Source organism: Streptomyces sp. LUP30 (assembly GCF_001746365.1).
Classification (GTDB): Bacteria; Actinomycetota; Actinomycetes; order Streptomycetales; family Streptomycetaceae; genus Streptomyces.
In genome coordinates, this window is sequence record NZ_MJAJ01000001.1 from 60,306 (window position 1) to 74,376 (window position 14,071).

A 14,071-nucleotide genomic window follows, 5' to 3' on the forward strand; every position below is an offset into this window, starting at 1 on the left:
CATGAGCATCACGGCCCCCACCGCACTCCAGCGGATATTCACCAGCGACAACACCGCCGGCGCCTCGCCCGAGATCGTCCAGGCCCACGCCGCCGCGGCCGCCGGACAGGACCTGCCCTACGGCGCGGACCGTCACACGGCCTCCGCTCGGGCCCGCTTCGCCGAGATCTTCGGACGCGACGTCGATGTGCTGCCCGTCTCCACCGGGTCCGCGGCCAATGCCCTGAGCCTGGCCGCCCTCACCCCGCCCTGGGGCAGCGTGCTGTGCCACCGCGACAGCCACATCAACACCGACGAATGCGGCGCCCCGGAGTTCTTCACCAGCGGGGCCAAGCTCGTCGGTCTGCCCGGCGACGACGCCAAGATCGACGCGGAGCAGCTGCACGCCGCCGCCAGCCGCAAGGTGGGGGATGTGCACAGCGTGCAGCCCTCGGTCGTCAGCATCACCCAGGCGACCGAGACCGGCGCCCTCTACAGCCTTGACGAGATCCGCAGCCTGGGCCTTCTTGCCAAGGACGCCGGCCTGCGGGTCCACATGGACGGGGCCCGCTTCGCCAACGCGGTTGCCGCCCTGGGCTGCACGCCGGCCGAGCTGACCTGGCAGGCTGGCGTCGACGTGTTGTCCTTCGGGGCGACCAAGAACGGCGCCATGACCGCCGACGCCATCGTCGTCTTCGACCCTGCCCTGACCCCGGAACTGTCCTTCAGGGCCAAGCGCGCCGGCCAGCTCACCTCCAAGATGCGCTTCCAGTCCGCCCAGCTGGATGCCTACCTCACCGACGGCCTGTGGCTGCGCAACGCCGCCCACGCCAACATGATGGCCGAACGCCTGGGCACCGGGCTCAAGGCCATTCCCTGCGCCGGTCTTCTGCACGCCGTCGAGGCCAACATCCTCTTCTGCCGCCTCCCCCAGACGGTCATCGACCAGCTTCTGGCCGAGGGATTCACCTTCTACCACGACCGCTGGGAGCCGGGCGTCTGCCGCTTCGTCACCTCTTTCTCCACCACCGAGCACGACGTCGACACTCTCGTTGAGGCCGTACGCCGTCTCGCCATCTGACGCTCGGCAGAGTGGAGGCCCCGGGTCACCATCGTGCCGGCATGCGAGGCGGTGGTGATCACCAAGCCCCACCGCTCCTTGCCGAGTCTGTGCCGGACAAACCCGCCGCCGAACCAGCACAATGCGACCGCTGGCGCGCAGGTTCATCCTCCGAGACGACCCGGATTCTGAGATCCCGCCCGCTTTCGCGTTCGATCTGCTGCGCCTCTCTGGGACGGACACCACCTCCTGGCCGTATCGGCAGCGCAGGGCCGCGCTGGAGTCCGTGTTCGCCGCCCGCCAGCTCATCGCGCCGTGGGCGCTGTGTCCGTCGACCACCGAGGCCGACATCGTGCGCGAGTGGCTGACGTGGGCCTCGGTCGGGATAGAGGGAGTGGTCTTCAAGAGGCTCAACGACGCCTACCACCCGTCGGCGAGGAGCTGGCAGAAATACAAGGTCCGCGAGACGAGCGAGGCGATCGTCTGCGCGATCACCGGCCCTCTGGCCGTTCCCCGCACGCTGCTGCTCGGCAGGTACGACGACCAAGAACGCCTTCAGTACGTCGGCCGCACCACCACCCTCGCCCGGACGGCAGATGCTGCGGTCGCCGGCCCGCTCGCTGCAGGGCGGCGCGGTCATCCATGGACAGGCTGGTCGTTCTCCGCCGGGTGGGGGCAGCCAGGAAAAGCTGAACGTCACGCTGGTGGAACCCGAGCTGGTGGCAGAAGTCGGCGTCGACGTCGCCCGCGACGCCTCCGGCCGGTGGCGGCATCCCGCACGCTGGCACCGCGCCCGCCCCGACATCACCCCCGCCGACGTCCACACCTTCACACCGCTGTAGCACGACCTCCGGGCTGCACCGCCCCGCTCACGCACGCGCCATCAACCACCAGCGCATCGACCTGCCTTGGTCGGGTCTGTGGTCGGGGTATCCACCGCCGTGGTCGGGGTCGCCGCGCAGCTTCTCTGTAGCTGGTCGGTGCCGGCACTCCTACACAGACGGGTGAAGGCCGCCCGAGCCGAGAACCTTGACCGGTGCTGGCGCGTAATGCCGTACATGATGCCGATTCATCCCACCCACGTGGAACAGCCCGGCCTGGCCGTCATCGAGGTCGCGGCCGCCGACGACACCACCGCCTGGGCCGTCCAGGACCTGCTCGCCAAGCACTGTGCGATCGCGCCGGCCGACCGCACCATCCGCGAACCCGGCGAGCCCGGCGTCCGGCGTCCGGCGTCCGGCGTCCGGCGTCCGGCGTCCGGCGTCCGGCGTCCGGCGTCCGGCTGCGCATGTTCCTCGACCTGCGCCAGTTGCCCGACACATAGCCCCATTACTCGGCGAGGAAGTTGGTCACCTGGGTGACGAACTCCTTGGCGTACTGGAAGAGGAAGGCGTGGCCTGCGCCGGCGTAGAGGACGAGGGTGGCGTTCTGCAGGTGCTGGACTGCGACATAGGAGGCCAGGGCAGGGATCATCACGTCGTCCACTCCGTTGGCGTACAGCACGGGCTGCGTGATGGCTTCCAGGCCAGCCTGCACCTGCTCCCACGGGGTCGACCCGCTCTTGGCTAGGGCGGTGAGCTGGCCCGCGGCCGCCTCTTCGGATACATAGGGGCGCCCGTTGGGGAACCGGGTGGAGACGTGGGCGATGTGCCGCCGGCCGGCGGCGGTAGCCGCCTCGGTCTCCGGGTAGAGCAGGTAGATCATGTCGTCCGCGTCAGCCTTCGGCTTGGTCGCGATGCCGAGGACCTTCTCGGTCAGCTCCGGCACGCCGGGCACCTGGCCGCCGGGGGTGCTGCTCGCGACGATGAGCTTGCGCACCAGGTCGGGACGCTTGAGGACGACGTGCTGGGCGACGATGCCGCCCAGGGACCAGCCGAGCAGGTCGGCCTGGGCGAGGCCGAGGGCCTCGATGAACTCGATGGCACCATCAGCGAAGCCCTCGATGGAGTCACTCGGGGTGCCGTCGGTGTAGCCGGTGCCGACGTTGTCGAACAGGATCACGTCGTGGTCGGCGGCCAGGAGGTCCAGGAACTCCGGGTCCCACCAGTCGAGGGTGCCGCGGAAGCGGTTCAGCAGGACCAGCGGGGTGCCCCCCTGTGGGCCCAGTCGCCGGTAGGCGAACGACGCGGAGGAGCTCTCCACGGTCAGATCGTCGGCCTTGTCTGCCAGAAACGTGCTCATGACCTGGTTCTCTTTCCTGTCTGGCGCACTTGCCGGTGGAGGTGAAGGGGGGTGGTCGTCCGCTCGCGGCGACGATTGCGCATCCTCGGCCCACCGATTAAGTAAGACGCTCGGTTTACTTAAGGGGACCGTAGCACGCGCGTCGGGCTATGTAAAACGATCGGTATCCTTAAGCCATGACCGAACCCATCCCCGTACGGCGGCGCCGCGGTCGCGGCGCCCGCGAGCGGATCCTCAAAGCGGCGACCGAACTGTTCACCGCCCAGGGGATCAACGCGACCGGAATGGACCAGCTGTCGACCGTCGCCAACGTCTCCAAGCGCACCCTGTACACGCACTTCCCCAGCAAGGACGAGCTCGTCCAGGCATACCTACAGGCACTGGAGGACAGCGACCTCCCGCCCCTTGGGTACCCCGACGGGCCTGCGCTGGACCCGCGAGCGCAGCTCCTCGCCGTCTTCGACTGGGAGCCGCCGGAGCCGACCGCACCGCTGCGAGGCTGCCCGTTCCTGAACGCCAGCATCGAGGTGCCCGACCCCGACCACCCCGTGCACCAGCTGGCCGCGGCGCACAAGAGAGAATTCGCCCGCCGCATTGCCAGCATGGCGCGACATGCCGGGATCTCTGACCCGGAAACCCTCGGCGAGCAGCTCGCCCTGCTCTACGACGGCGGGGCCGCCCGCGCCGTAGCGCTCAACAGCGGTCAGACCGCCGCTTGTGCCCGATCCATCGCGGAGCTCCTGATCGACACCGCCCTTGCCGCCGGTGACCCGGCATCTCCCCGATGAGGCCGACAGCCTGCGCCCGGCCACGTGCGTGGCATGACCAGCGCCCGCAGAAAGTGCGGCGGCCGGTCTCGGAGCCGTCGCCGACCTGGGATTCGTCGGGCGGGACGACAGCGCCCCAGACACCGACCCGCCGGTGCTCACCGGCTGCAAGGCGGCACGGAACAGGCGCCTGACTCGTGGTCAGAGGCTGTCCTACAAGGCGCTGGCGGCCGTGGGGGCCCCGGTCGAGCACGGCTTCGCGCACGTACTGTCCGGCGGCGCCCGGTTCGTCGTGCTGGGAACGACAAGCTGCCGAGCAGAACACGGCTGAGGCCGGGCATCCGGCCTCAGCCGTTCGCCACAAGCCCAACAGCTCCTCTCCCCGGCCCGTCCGGCGTCCTCGGACACCAGACCAGCCTAGGGCCACAAGGCTACTGAGAACCGGGGATCAGATTGAGCGGGAACGCCTCGGCCGCCGTGGCGCTGGTGGTGGGTTACCTGGTGGGCCGGGTGCGGCCGTGGCGGCGGCTGGACGACTGGGCTGAGGACCAGGTGCGGTTCATCGGAGCATGGGTGCGAGGCGGCACGGTCCGCCAGGCCATCGTCGTCCTGGTCCCCCCGGCTTGACCTGGCCGACCCCGACCTCACCCACCGGACACTTGCGGTACGCCGAAGTGAAGGCATTCACCTCGTCTACCTCGACGACCTGAGAACCGACCTGGTGGCCGACTGGCTGCGCGAGCGCCGCCGCCGCTGGCCCCAGGCCACCAATCCGCACCTGCTCATCACCTCCCAGACCTACCGGCACCCGGCCTCTCCCCAGATCAGCTACTGCGCGATACGGGCCGCGTTCGACCAGATCGGGCTACTGCCACGGCAGGAGTGGATGCAGGCACGATGGGATTCCCAGCGCCATGCCTGGCGGACGCACGGGAGCGTGCAACGGCCAGCCAGCGCAGGTGGCCCCAACTGGGCCCCTGTACGCCTGCGCAGGAAGGCTGAGTTAGCTGGTCGACACTCCAAACACGCCCAGTGTGTCGACGGTCAGGTAATTCCCCACCGTGAGCGTCAACTTCCCCGACCGCACGTTCGAGCGAGGCCGAGATCTCCTGCGACGGGTGATCCGCATGTGGTTCGCTCCGGTCGGCTCATCTGATACGAGCTGGCTTGCGTCCCGTCTCATGCCTCAGAATCTCGGCGTGGCAGACACGGGACCTACCGAAGAAGAGACACCGGACGGGCTGTTGGGCTGGTGCCTGGTCGCGAACGTGGCGCGAGAAACCGCGCACGGTGAGAGCGGCCTGGACATCCAGCGCGGCACGAAGCACTTCCCGGTAGGTGCCCTGCTGTGGATTCCGCCTGTCCGCTGGGACCCGGGCCACTGCCGCTGGCCTGCGGTGGGCCGACACCGACGCAACAGCCGCCGGTACATCAACATCGTCGTACGCGCGCAGGACCTGGAGAACTTCCGGGTCAAGGGTGTCTACAGCGAAGGTCTGGTCCGCAGCCTGAACGGTCACCTGCACGACCCCGCGACCCCGCGGACCCTGCAGAACCCGTGGACCCGTGAGCGGGCCCAAAAATGGGCGGACGGCTGGAACCAACCCCGGGAGCCCATCCGCATCGACGGCCACTCCCACCCGTGGATCTCCGTTCCCAACCCTCCGCCGGCAGAGCTCCAGGTCGACGGTGAGACCCTGCACCTTGCCCACTACGGCACCAGGGGAGCCCACTACAGCCGCACCCCCCCTCCCATGGAAGGGAACCTCGAGCCCTGAGCGAGACCTTCGAACCTGCGATCGGGGAAGTTGACGCCGTTGGTGGGGAATTACGTGACGTTCCACAGCGACAGCCGAGGCCCGCATGTCAGAGGGCGGGACGGTCCCGTGGCAGCTGAAGCAGACGAACTTGGGGCCGGCTCGCTGGCGACGAGGACTTCCATGACGACGGTTAAGCGTGGACAGCGCAGACGCTGTGTCCGCATAGTCGGGATCGTCGGCACGCGGGATCACACGGGGCACGACGTGGTCTGACTGCAGGCCGGGTGCTATTACCGGGTCGGCGAGCAGCGCCGCCGGGAGGCCATCGACAGGATCACCGCGATGCAGTTCGACCGGCACGGTAACCGGATCTGGCGGAGGGCGAAGGCCCTGCTGGATTCCGAGCACGGCCGCCACGCGGTCGGGGAGGTCGCCGTGCCGTACGGGGTGTGCACCGAGCCGTCGAGCGTTGCGGCCGGGGGGCACGACTGCCCCGTCCGCTTCCCCAGTGTGGGCTGAGGGCAGCGAGCGCTCCCGCGCACCCTCGCTTTGGGGCCGCCGGGCTTCCCTCTCCTGGCTTTTGCCGAGTTGCGGGTGCGGCGGCGTTGACTCTGTCATCCACGCGGGCAGCTGGTTCTCGCGCTGCTCCAAACTCTCCTCATCAATGTCCACCACGGCTTCGGTCTGGTGCAGCATGTTCCCGATCAGGAGGTCGGTGTCGATGGCGCGGCTCTGCTCGTTGTCCGTCATTCCTGCTGCCGGCGCGCCCCCACGGACTCGAAGAGGCGTCAGGGCCCGGAGCGCGAAACGCTCCCGGGGCAGAGGCCGAAGCACGTGCACACCAGGGTTCCATCTACGCGGCCGGGGTGGATGGGTCGGCGTCCGGCCGCCGCACGCTCGCTCGACCGGCCGCGGCCGCGATGGTTCAGGCCGGCTCTTCGACGGAGTGGGAGTCGGTGAGCGTGAGCGCACCGCCTGCCGCGATCAGACCGACGATCACCGCGAGTACGGCGTACGTGATCCGCTCGCCTCGGAAGAAGGACTGCACGAGGTCGCTGCTCCATGCGCCCGCGGGCAGTTGGGTGGTGACTAGTGCGGCGATCAGGGTGCCGACGACAGCGGTGCCGACGCTGGTCCCGATCTCCTGAGCGGTGTCGTTGAGGGCGGTGCCGATCGACGTGCGGTTGGCCGGCATCGCGTCGACCAGGGCGATGGCACAGATCGTCATGACGGTGCGCAGCCCGATCGTCATCACGACCATGGAGACGGCGATGGCGGCGTACCCGTGGTCGACGCCCCAGGCGAGGCCGGCCAGGGCAGCGGCCAGGCAGGCCGCGCCGACCAGGCAGGCGACCCGGTGCCCGAACCGCTTGCCGAGCCATTCCGACAGCGGCGTCGCGACGATCATGGTCACGATGATCGGCAGGTTCGCGAGGCCTGCGCGTACGGGGCTCCAACCGTAGGCGTACTGGAAGTGGAGGATGAGCCCGAACATCACGCCGGCCATCGCGATGGACGTGCCGGTCTGGGCGATGGCCGCGCCGCGGACGGTGCCGCTGGAAAAGATCTTGAGGTCCAGCATGGGCGCTGCGCTGCGGCGCTCGTGCCACACGAACGCGACGCCCGTCGCCACGGCACCGAGGATCGACGTGACGGTGGCAGAGGAGAGCCAGCCGTGCTCGATGCCGCTGGTCAGGGAGTAACAGGCCAGGCCGATGGTCAGGAGGCTGAGGACGGCACCCGGCAGATCGAGCCGGTCCCTGGTCAGGTCCTCGGGCCGGTCGGCGGCTACCCCGAGGCGCACGCCGATGGCCGCGACCAGCGCGATCGGCGCGTTGACGACCAGCAGCCACTCCCAGCGCACATGGGCGAGGGCCGTGCCGCCCAGCAGCGGGCCGAGGACGAAGCCGGACATGCCGACGACGATCATCAGGGTCATCGCGCGCATGCGCAGCGCTTGGTCGTCGAAGAGCCGGAAGACGAGGGAGTTGGTGATGGGCGCCATGGCGGCGGCGGCGATGCCAAGCCCTGCACGCAGCGCGATGAGCTGCCCTGCGGAGTTGACGGCGGCGACGCAGAGGCTGAGCAGCCCGAACATGGCGAGGCCGACGAGCAGCACCCGCCGTCGCCCGAGCCTGTCGGCGAGCGACCCTGCCGTGAGGAGGAGGCCGCCGAAGGTCAGCGAGTAGGCGCCGGTGACCCATTGCAGAGCGGTCGTGCCGCTGCCGAGGTCGCGGCCGATGGTGGGGAGCGCGATCGAGAGCAGCGTGTTGTCGACCATCTCGACGAAGAAGGCCAGGCAGAGCGCGGCCAGGGGGACCCAGGCTGCGCGCAGCGACGGATAGGTGCGGCTTGAAGGTGGAGCGAAATCGGTGACGGCGGTCATGGCCGGCCCCCTCCCTGAACGTCGCAACGAACGACGTTCGATATTGGAACGTGGTTCGATACTAGAACGACGTTCGATATGAGGGCAAGCTGTGATTGGATGGATGCCATGACAGGCCCGCGAATGCTCCCCTCCGAAGGCTCTCCCCGTGGGCGCAAGCGTGCTTCGCACTCGCTGGAGGCTGTCCTCGGCGCAGCCGTGGCCCTGCTCGACGAGGCGGGCGCACCGGCACTGACCTTCCGCGCGCTCGCCGCCCGTCTCGGCACCGGTGTCGGCACCATCTACTGGTACGTCTCAAACAAGGAGGAACTGCTCGACCGCGCCACCGACCACGCGATCGGGGAGGCCCTGGCCCTCGTCGAGGGGCATCCGGAGAGCGACGACCCGATCGCCGACCTCCGTGCAATGGCCATCACGCTGTTCGACGCGATCGTCGACCGGCCCTGGCTGACGGCGTACTTCATGCGCAACACCGACGTGCAGGGCAACTCGCTGCGGCTGTACGAGAAGCTCGGCCAGCAGACCCTCCGCCTCGACCTCACGCCGCGGCAACGTTTCCACGCAGTGTCGGCGATCACGGGCGTTGTCATCGGCACGGCCGCCGACCTGGGCGCGGAGATCCCTCAGGAAGTGCTCGACGGCCACATGGACCGCGACGCGTACCTCGACCGCTTCGTCGAGCAGTGGCGGTCGCTCGACAGCGTCGAATTTCCGTTCGTGCAGCAGATCGCCGACGAATTCGCTGGGCACGACGACAGGGACCAGTTTGTCGCCGCACTGGAGCTGACTTTGTCAGGCCTCCGCCTTCAGGCCGGAACCAAGTGACCCAAAACCTCGCTGAGCCGCCGTTCGCGCGCCGGCCCGACCACCAACCTGCACCCGGCCGTCGAGCAGCGGCAAAAGTTCATGCCGATCGTCATCACCGTGAGGCAGCGAGGTGATTCCCCACGCTCCGAGAGTAGGAGCGGCCCCCACCTCCAGCGCCTGGTCGCTGCCACCATGGATCAGTAGGGCCGAATCGACGTGCTGGTGAACAACGCGAGGCGTTGAGGGATGCGGGGCGGAGCATCGGCGATCCGCTCGCTGACCGTCGGCACGGAGGTCGCCCCCCGCCAGAACGGCGCACGCGGTCAGTGCGAGCACGATAACCAGAGCGCGCGTACGCCGCCTGGGTCTCTGGCCGGGAAGCGATGGGTGCGTCTGCGGGCACGGTCTTCCACGTCGATCACGGGGCATGGAGAACCCCATGATCTTGGAAGCCCTGCCTGTCACGTTCCGGTGGCACAACCGAGGACAGATCGTCACGAACCAGGCGTTCCAGTGGTCGGGGCGACCACCGCGAAATCCGGGTAATCCACAGGCCGGAACGTGATCGGTAGTTCCTCCGTACGCTGCTGCCCGAGTCGATCACACGGGGGTGTGCAGGATGCGGTACGGCGTGGTGGTGGATGAGCTCGCGGTCGAGGTCTTGGCGCAGCTGCCGGACAACCGGGCCCGCCAGGAGGTGATGGCGCTCGTGAGGTCGCGCGGATGGACCCGCGGACCTGGCCCGACGTACGGGACCCGGGATCCGTGGAGGAGATCCGGCAGGCGTTCGGCCGACAGTGCTGAATCCAGTACATGCCGCATGCCGGGGCGATCGAGGTCCGTGACATCGGGTGGGTGGGCTGACGCCTGGCCCCCTGCTGACGCGAGGGGCCCACGCCACTGACACGGGGCGGGCCAGCCGCTGACACGAGAGCGAGAGAGCCGCGGCTTCAGCGCAAGCGGTAGCCGAGGAGCGCGAGGCGGCGACCGCTGCGCGGTGCTGGTAGGCGCGCAGCCCTCAGCGGTGGCGGAGTTCCTCGGACCAGGTACGGAGCTGGTCTTCGAGGGTGAGGTTGTCGCCGCGGGCCACGGTCTGGAGCAGCTGCGCGCACACGGTCGCTTCGGCGGCTAGGCCGGCCGGGCTGCTTAGGGCGGGGAAGGCGGCGCGGACGCGGGCGGCGACGTCCTCCTGGAGCAGCGTGTAGGCGTAGAGCGTGGCGGCGTCGAAGCCTTCCGGAGCGCGCCCCAGCCCTCCCAGTCCAGAAGCCGCAGGGGCGCCGCGGTGAGGTTCGCCCAGTGCAGGTCGGAGTGGGCGGCGCTCCAGCGGGTCACGGCCGGGGCCGGGATGCCCACGAACTCGGGGATCGCCCGGTCCATGTACTGCTGGCGTACGGCGACGCGGTCGGTGTCGACGGCCGCCACCTTCTCCAGTGCCCCGGCGAGGTCCTGCCACCAGGAGTCCGGCAGTTGGAGGTCGTGCTGGAGGACCGGGTCGTCGGACAGGACCGGCTGGTCGACGCGGGCCGACAGTTCTGCCCGGTAGGCGGTGGTGTCGTCGACGGCGTCGTGGACAGCCAGGAGGGCGGGCCGGCGCCCGTCGAGGTCTCCGAAGGCGTGCTGTGCGTCGAGGGCTCCGTCCCACAGCTTCCCCGACGCCTTGTCCTCCGGTGAGGACACACGCCGCAGCCACGCTCGTTGCCCGGTGGCGGTGCGGGCCGGAGCACCCAGGGTGCGCCCGGCCCAACCCCAGAACTCCCCGCCCGGCTCGACTCGTACGTCCAGAGCCTGGGCAGCGCGGGCGTGGCGGGCGCGCATCCGCTGTTCGGTGCCCGGGTCAGGGGGAGGCGAGTACACCAGTGATCTCCCACAACTTGGCAGCGTTCAGCGAGGGTTGGGCGACGGCGCTGGCCGCCTGACTCCAGTGTGGCGCACCGGAGGCGGCCACAAGGACGTCCGTCACTCCTGGGCATGAAGCGACCGCGAGGACGCACGCCTGTGCGGGAGTCAGGCCCGGACGGATGAGGTCGGCGAGCTCCTGGTCGACCATGCCGGGGAGCTCACCGCCGTGCAGCGGCGCCGACGCCATCACCCGCAGACCCGCCCCCGCTGCGGCCGGGAGCGGCCCCCGGCCGTCAAGGGCCTGGACGATCGGCGCCATCATCACCAGGCTCACCGGCGGTGAAGGCACCGCGGGTGAACGACAAGCGGGTCGACGGCGAGACGGGCGAGCGCAAGCGGTTCTCGTCCAGGATCCTCGCTCCTGGTGCCGGAAGGTCGAAACAGCCCCGTGCATGCCCACCAGTCATGCTGCCGCACTGGGAAATTCCGAGATCCCCGACAAGGTCGAGCTGAGGGGGCGTGCACTACCGCAGGGCGACATGGACTTGGGCGCCGGAGCACGAACTGAGGCTCGGCTCTTAGCCGTAGGAGTTGAGTGCGTCGTGTGCCCCAACAACGCGCCTGTCGCGCACGCAATGCCGAGGGGATCCTTCGGTTGTGTCTCGGAGACGAGGGGATGGGTTCCCTCTTGGCCATGTGCACTGCGCTACGCCTCCGCGTGCTGCTGGTGACGCTCCCGCTGTCGAGAGGGTGTCCGGCCGGAAGATGAGCTGAGGTGCAGGGGGAGTCAACCGGCGACCCGTGAGCTGGAGCAACTACCGGATCTGCCGTTGCGGCGCCGGCATCGCCACGATGCCTGGAGGAGAGTGAGGGCACATGACCGGCACCGCCGTGATCGCCGAACCGCCCCAGTCGGCCGCCATCCGCAGATGGGTCGCCACGGTCCTGGACGACTTCTTACGGTGCAAGACCCGCGCAGCCATGGACCTGCGGATGCCCGCCGAGGTTGCCTGGACGCTGCGCGACTTCCTGGCTGCTGGCGGAAAGAGGCTGCGGCCCCTGCTGTGTGTGATCGGCTGGCAGGCCGCCGGAGGCCACGGCACCCCCGCGTTCGTGGTGAAAGCCGCCGCGTCGTTGGAGATGTTCCATGCCTTCGCCCTTATTCACGACGACGTCATGGACAACAGCGACAGCCGCCGGGGTGCCCCTACTGTCCACCGCCGCCTCGCCCGTCACCAGGATGTCTCCCGCAACGCTCCATCCGCCGAGCGCCTCGGTACCAGCTCGGCCATCCTCATCGGTGATCTCGCCTTGGCCTGGTCGGATGAGCTCCTGCACAACGCAGGACTCACCTCCAGTCAACTGGCCGCCGTGCTGCCGCTGCTCCATGTCATGCGCACCGAGGTGATGTACGGCCAGTACCTGGACGTCACCGCCGCTGGCCGCCCCACGTGCGACGTGGATCGCGCGTGGCAGATCGTCCGGTATAAGACGGCCAAGTACACCATCGAGCGGCCTCTGCACATCGGAGCCGCCCTCGCCGGTGCACCGCCCGCGATGCACGAAACACTGAGCGCTTACGCCCTTCCCCTCGGCGAGGCCTTCCAACTGCGCGACGACATCCTCGGCGTGTTCGGCGATCCGTCAACCACCGGAAAGCCCTGCCTCGACGACCTGCGCGATGGCAAAAACACCGTCCTGATCGCCCTCGCACTGCAGCGCGCAACTCCTGGGCAGCGGAGCACGCTGCAGACCCTGCTGGGCAACCCGGAACTGGATGGGGCCGGAGCCGACCGCATCCGCCAGGTGCTGATCTCCAGCGGTGCACGGGACGAGTTGGAACGGATGATCAATGGTCGGCGCGCGCAGGCCGTGCGCGCGCTGGATGCGGCGCCGTACCCACTGGCCGCCACCGCTGCCCTGCGACAGCTGGCCCATACCGCCACCGCGAGGACCTCATGACCACTCCACCTTCGCCACTCGCTGCAGCGACCTGCCCGGTGAAACGGACGGCCAACTGCCTGGGCGGGACCTGCCCTGCCGCCGGGGCGAGAGCCGGTGGAGGAGGTGATGCGGAACCGGCGGCACAAGACCTTGACCCCCGTCGATGAGGCAGGCGTGCCTGCGGCCGACCTCGCGACGCTTGGAGCGTTCCTCATGACCGGAAGGGCTCTCCCATGACGTACGACGACGCAAGATTGGCCATCCCGCCTTTCTACTGCCCCATCGAGGGGGGCCGCCACCCCGAAGCAAAAGCGGTCGAGCAACTATGCACCGAGTGGATCGACGCGTTCGGCTTCTGCCGGAACGAAGCGGAACGCACCTGGCTCCTCGCCACCCGCTCTGCCGACTTCTGTGCCCGCTTCGCCCCTGCGAGCACTGCCGAGGGGCTGCTGGTATACGCGCTGTGGGTGTATTGGGCGTTCGCGTTCGACGATGCGTTCTGCGACGAGGGGCCGATGAGCCACGACCCAGGTGCCTTCGGTATCTACGCCGGGGAAGTACAGCGCGTGTGGGAGACCTCACTGTCCGCCGTCGCCGCACCGCCGCTGTCCACCGACCCGTACAAGGCGGCCCTCTGCGACATCGGGCGGCGGACCCGGGTCTTGTCCACTGCCACCCAACAGCGGAGGCTGATCGACAACCATCGTCGCTGGCTGTTCGGAGTGCAGTGGCAGATCGGGAACCGGGCGGCAGGGCAGACCCCAGACCTGAACGGCTACTTGGGGATGCGGCTTGGCTCGTGCGCCGGAGCACTCACCATCGGGTGGACGGAGATAGCCAACGGCGTCGAGGTGCCACCGGAGGAGATGGACTCCGCTGCGGTGCAGGCTCTCACCGAAATGGCCGGAACGATCGCCGCGATGGACAACGACCGGCACTCACTGCCCAAAGATGTACACCGCAACCTGGCCGACCAGAATTTCGCCACTGTCGTGGCGCGCGCTCACAGCCTGCCGCTGGAACGGGCAGTTGGAGAAGCGGTCGCGATCCGCGACCGGATCATGTTGCGGTTCCTGGAACTGCGTGACCATATCCAGCCCGTAGCCGGCCCCGCACTGCGCCAATACCTGGATGATCTCGGGCACGCCATCCGAGGAAATGCCGACTGGGGTATGCGGGTGACCCGCTACCACAACCACGCCAGCCGGGCCGAAGTCCCCGAACTCCTCTACAACGAGGACCCCATCGACTGGGCCGACGAACCGGCCAGCAGGCGCGCAGACCCGTTGCCTTATCCCACACTCTCCTGGTGGTGGGACGACCTGCAGGTGTGACCGACGGCTCCGCT

General features: G+C 68.9%; 15 protein-coding genes and 1 pseudogene. 11 read left to right on the forward strand and 5 right to left on the reverse strand.

All coding sequences use genetic code 11. The features are described 5' to 3' along the window. The first annotated feature begins 1 nt into the window (after position 1). The 4 genes and pseudogenes from BG482_RS00290 to BG482_RS44675 all read left to right on the forward strand — a co-directional run bounded on the left by BG482_RS00290 (position 2) and on the right by BG482_RS44675 (position 2,400). Entirely contained in the window at positions 2–1,060 is a 1,059-nt protein-coding gene (locus BG482_RS00290) for a low specificity L-threonine aldolase (RefSeq protein ID WP_176741263.1), read from the forward strand. 121 nt (positions 1,061–1,181) lie between these two features. Continuing rightward, a pseudogene (locus BG482_RS40005) lies at positions 1,182–1,436 on the forward strand (ATP-dependent DNA ligase); the annotation flags it as partial. 199 nt (positions 1,437–1,635) lie between these two features. Further along, complete coding sequence (locus BG482_RS44670) at positions 1,636–1,881, forward strand: hypothetical protein (protein WP_256096177.1); 246 nt, start codon at positions 1,636–1,638, stop codon at positions 1,879–1,881. A gap of 219 nt (positions 1,882–2,100) precedes the next feature. Continuing rightward, on the forward strand, positions 2,101–2,400 hold the full coding sequence (locus BG482_RS44675; RefSeq protein WP_256096167.1) for a DUF6207 family protein: 300 nt from the start codon (positions 2,101–2,103) through the stop codon (positions 2,398–2,400). Here BG482_RS44675 and BG482_RS00300 read toward each other — a convergent pair. Beyond that, positions 2,369–3,220, reverse strand: coding sequence for an alpha/beta fold hydrolase (locus BG482_RS00300; protein WP_069766753.1), 852 nt, complete (start codon positions 3,218–3,220; stop codon positions 2,369–2,371). The genes BG482_RS44675 and BG482_RS00300 overlap by 32 nt on opposite strands. A gap of 176 nt (positions 3,221–3,396) precedes the next feature. On the opposite strand from BG482_RS00300, the gene BG482_RS00305 reads away from it, so the two are divergent. The 4 genes from BG482_RS00305 (at position 3,397) to BG482_RS40020 (ending at position 6,266) form a co-directional block, all read left to right on the forward strand. After that, on the forward strand, positions 3,397–4,008 hold the full coding sequence (locus tag BG482_RS00305; protein ID WP_069766754.1) for a TetR/AcrR family transcriptional regulator: 612 nt from the start codon (positions 3,397–3,399) through the stop codon (positions 4,006–4,008). Positions 4,009–4,440: 432 nt separating this feature from the next. Further along, positions 4,441–4,614, forward strand: a complete 174-nt coding sequence (locus tag BG482_RS43625) for a hypothetical protein (protein ID WP_176741264.1) — start codon at positions 4,441–4,443, stop codon at positions 4,612–4,614. A 572-nt stretch (positions 4,615–5,186) separates the two neighbouring features. Continuing rightward, positions 5,187–5,765, forward strand: coding sequence for a hypothetical protein (locus BG482_RS00310; protein ID WP_069767030.1), 579 nt, complete (start codon positions 5,187–5,189; stop codon positions 5,763–5,765). A 324-nt stretch (positions 5,766–6,089) separates the two neighbouring features. After that, a complete protein-coding gene (locus BG482_RS40020) occupies positions 6,090–6,266 on the forward strand; it encodes a hypothetical protein (RefSeq protein ID WP_218108750.1) in 177 nt (58 codons plus the stop codon). Positions 6,267–6,672: 406 nt separating this feature from the next. On the opposite strand, the gene BG482_RS00315 is transcribed toward BG482_RS40020, so the two are convergent. Beyond that, entirely contained in the window at positions 6,673–8,133 is a 1,461-nt protein-coding gene (locus BG482_RS00315; RefSeq protein WP_069766755.1) for an MFS transporter, read from the reverse strand. 174 nt (positions 8,134–8,307) lie between these two features. Here BG482_RS00315 and BG482_RS00320 point away from each other — a divergent pair, with 174 nt between their 5' ends. Then, positions 8,308–8,958, forward strand: coding sequence for a TetR/AcrR family transcriptional regulator (locus tag BG482_RS00320; RefSeq protein ID WP_069767031.1), 651 nt, complete (start codon positions 8,308–8,310; stop codon positions 8,956–8,958). Positions 8,959–9,540: 582 nt separating this feature from the next. Here the strand turns inward: BG482_RS00320 and BG482_RS43630 are convergent. The 3 genes from BG482_RS43630 to BG482_RS00335 form a co-directional block, all read right to left on the reverse strand. Beyond that, on the reverse strand, positions 9,541–9,762 hold the full coding sequence (locus BG482_RS43630) for a hypothetical protein (RefSeq protein ID WP_069766756.1): 222 nt from the start codon (positions 9,760–9,762) through the stop codon (positions 9,541–9,543). 324 nt (positions 9,763–10,086) lie between these two features. Beyond that, the gene (locus BG482_RS00330) at positions 10,087–10,755 is read right to left on the reverse strand and encodes a hypothetical protein (RefSeq protein WP_176741265.1); all 669 of its coding nucleotides are present in this window, start codon (positions 10,753–10,755) and stop codon (positions 10,087–10,089) included. 19 nt (positions 10,756–10,774) lie between these two features. Further along, positions 10,775–11,113: a hypothetical protein gene (locus tag BG482_RS00335; protein WP_176741266.1), complete on the reverse strand. Its 339-nt coding sequence runs from the start codon at positions 11,111–11,113 to the stop codon at positions 10,775–10,777. A gap of 542 nt (positions 11,114–11,655) precedes the next feature. On the opposite strand from BG482_RS00335, the gene BG482_RS00340 reads away from it, so the two are divergent. Further along, positions 11,656–12,741 (forward strand): polyprenyl synthetase family protein, encoded by a 1,086-nt coding sequence (locus BG482_RS00340; protein ID WP_069766757.1) that lies wholly within the window; start codon positions 11,656–11,658, stop codon positions 12,739–12,741. Between the two features lie 215 nt (positions 12,742–12,956). Continuing rightward, positions 12,957–14,057: a hypothetical protein gene (locus BG482_RS00345; RefSeq protein WP_069766758.1), complete on the forward strand. Its 1,101-nt coding sequence runs from the start codon at positions 12,957–12,959 to the stop codon at positions 14,055–14,057. Positions 14,058–14,071: the final 14 nt, after the last annotated feature.

What these genes read in the sequence shown, in the direction of transcription:
- BG482_RS43630 (WP_069766756.1), bottom strand. Translation starts at nt 9,762, where the DNA reads ATGCGGCATGTACTGGATTCAGCACTGTCGGCCGAACGCCTGCCGGAT.
- BG482_RS00345 (WP_069766758.1), top strand. Translation starts at nt 12,957, where the DNA reads ATGACGTACGACGACGCAAGATTGGCCATCCCGCCTTTCTACTGCCCC.
- BG482_RS44675 (WP_256096167.1), top strand. Translation starts at nt 2,101, where the DNA reads ATGCCGATTCATCCCACCCACGTGGAACAGCCCGGCCTGGCCGTCATC.
- BG482_RS00340 (WP_069766757.1), top strand. Translation starts at nt 11,656, where the DNA reads ATGACCGGCACCGCCGTGATCGCCGAACCGCCCCAGTCGGCCGCCATC.
- BG482_RS00305 (WP_069766754.1), top strand. Translation starts at nt 3,397, where the DNA reads ATGACCGAACCCATCCCCGTACGGCGGCGCCGCGGTCGCGGCGCCCGC.
- BG482_RS00315 (WP_069766755.1), bottom strand. Translation starts at nt 8,133, where the DNA reads ATGACCGCCGTCACCGATTTCGCTCCACCTTCAAGCCGCACCTATCCG.
- BG482_RS00300 (WP_069766753.1), bottom strand. Translation starts at nt 3,220, where the DNA reads ATGAGCACGTTTCTGGCAGACAAGGCCGACGATCTGACCGTGGAGAGC.
- BG482_RS00330 (WP_176741265.1), bottom strand. Translation starts at nt 10,755, where the DNA reads ATGCGCGCCCGCCACGCCCGCGCTGCCCAGGCTCTGGACGTACGAGTC.
- BG482_RS00290 (WP_176741263.1), top strand. Translation starts at nt 2, where the DNA reads ATGAGCATCACGGCCCCCACCGCACTCCAGCGGATATTCACCAGCGAC.
- BG482_RS44670 (WP_256096177.1), top strand. Translation starts at nt 1,636, where the DNA reads ATGCTGCGGTCGCCGGCCCGCTCGCTGCAGGGCGGCGCGGTCATCCAT.
- BG482_RS40020 (WP_218108750.1), top strand. Translation starts at nt 6,090, where the DNA reads ATGCAGTTCGACCGGCACGGTAACCGGATCTGGCGGAGGGCGAAGGCC.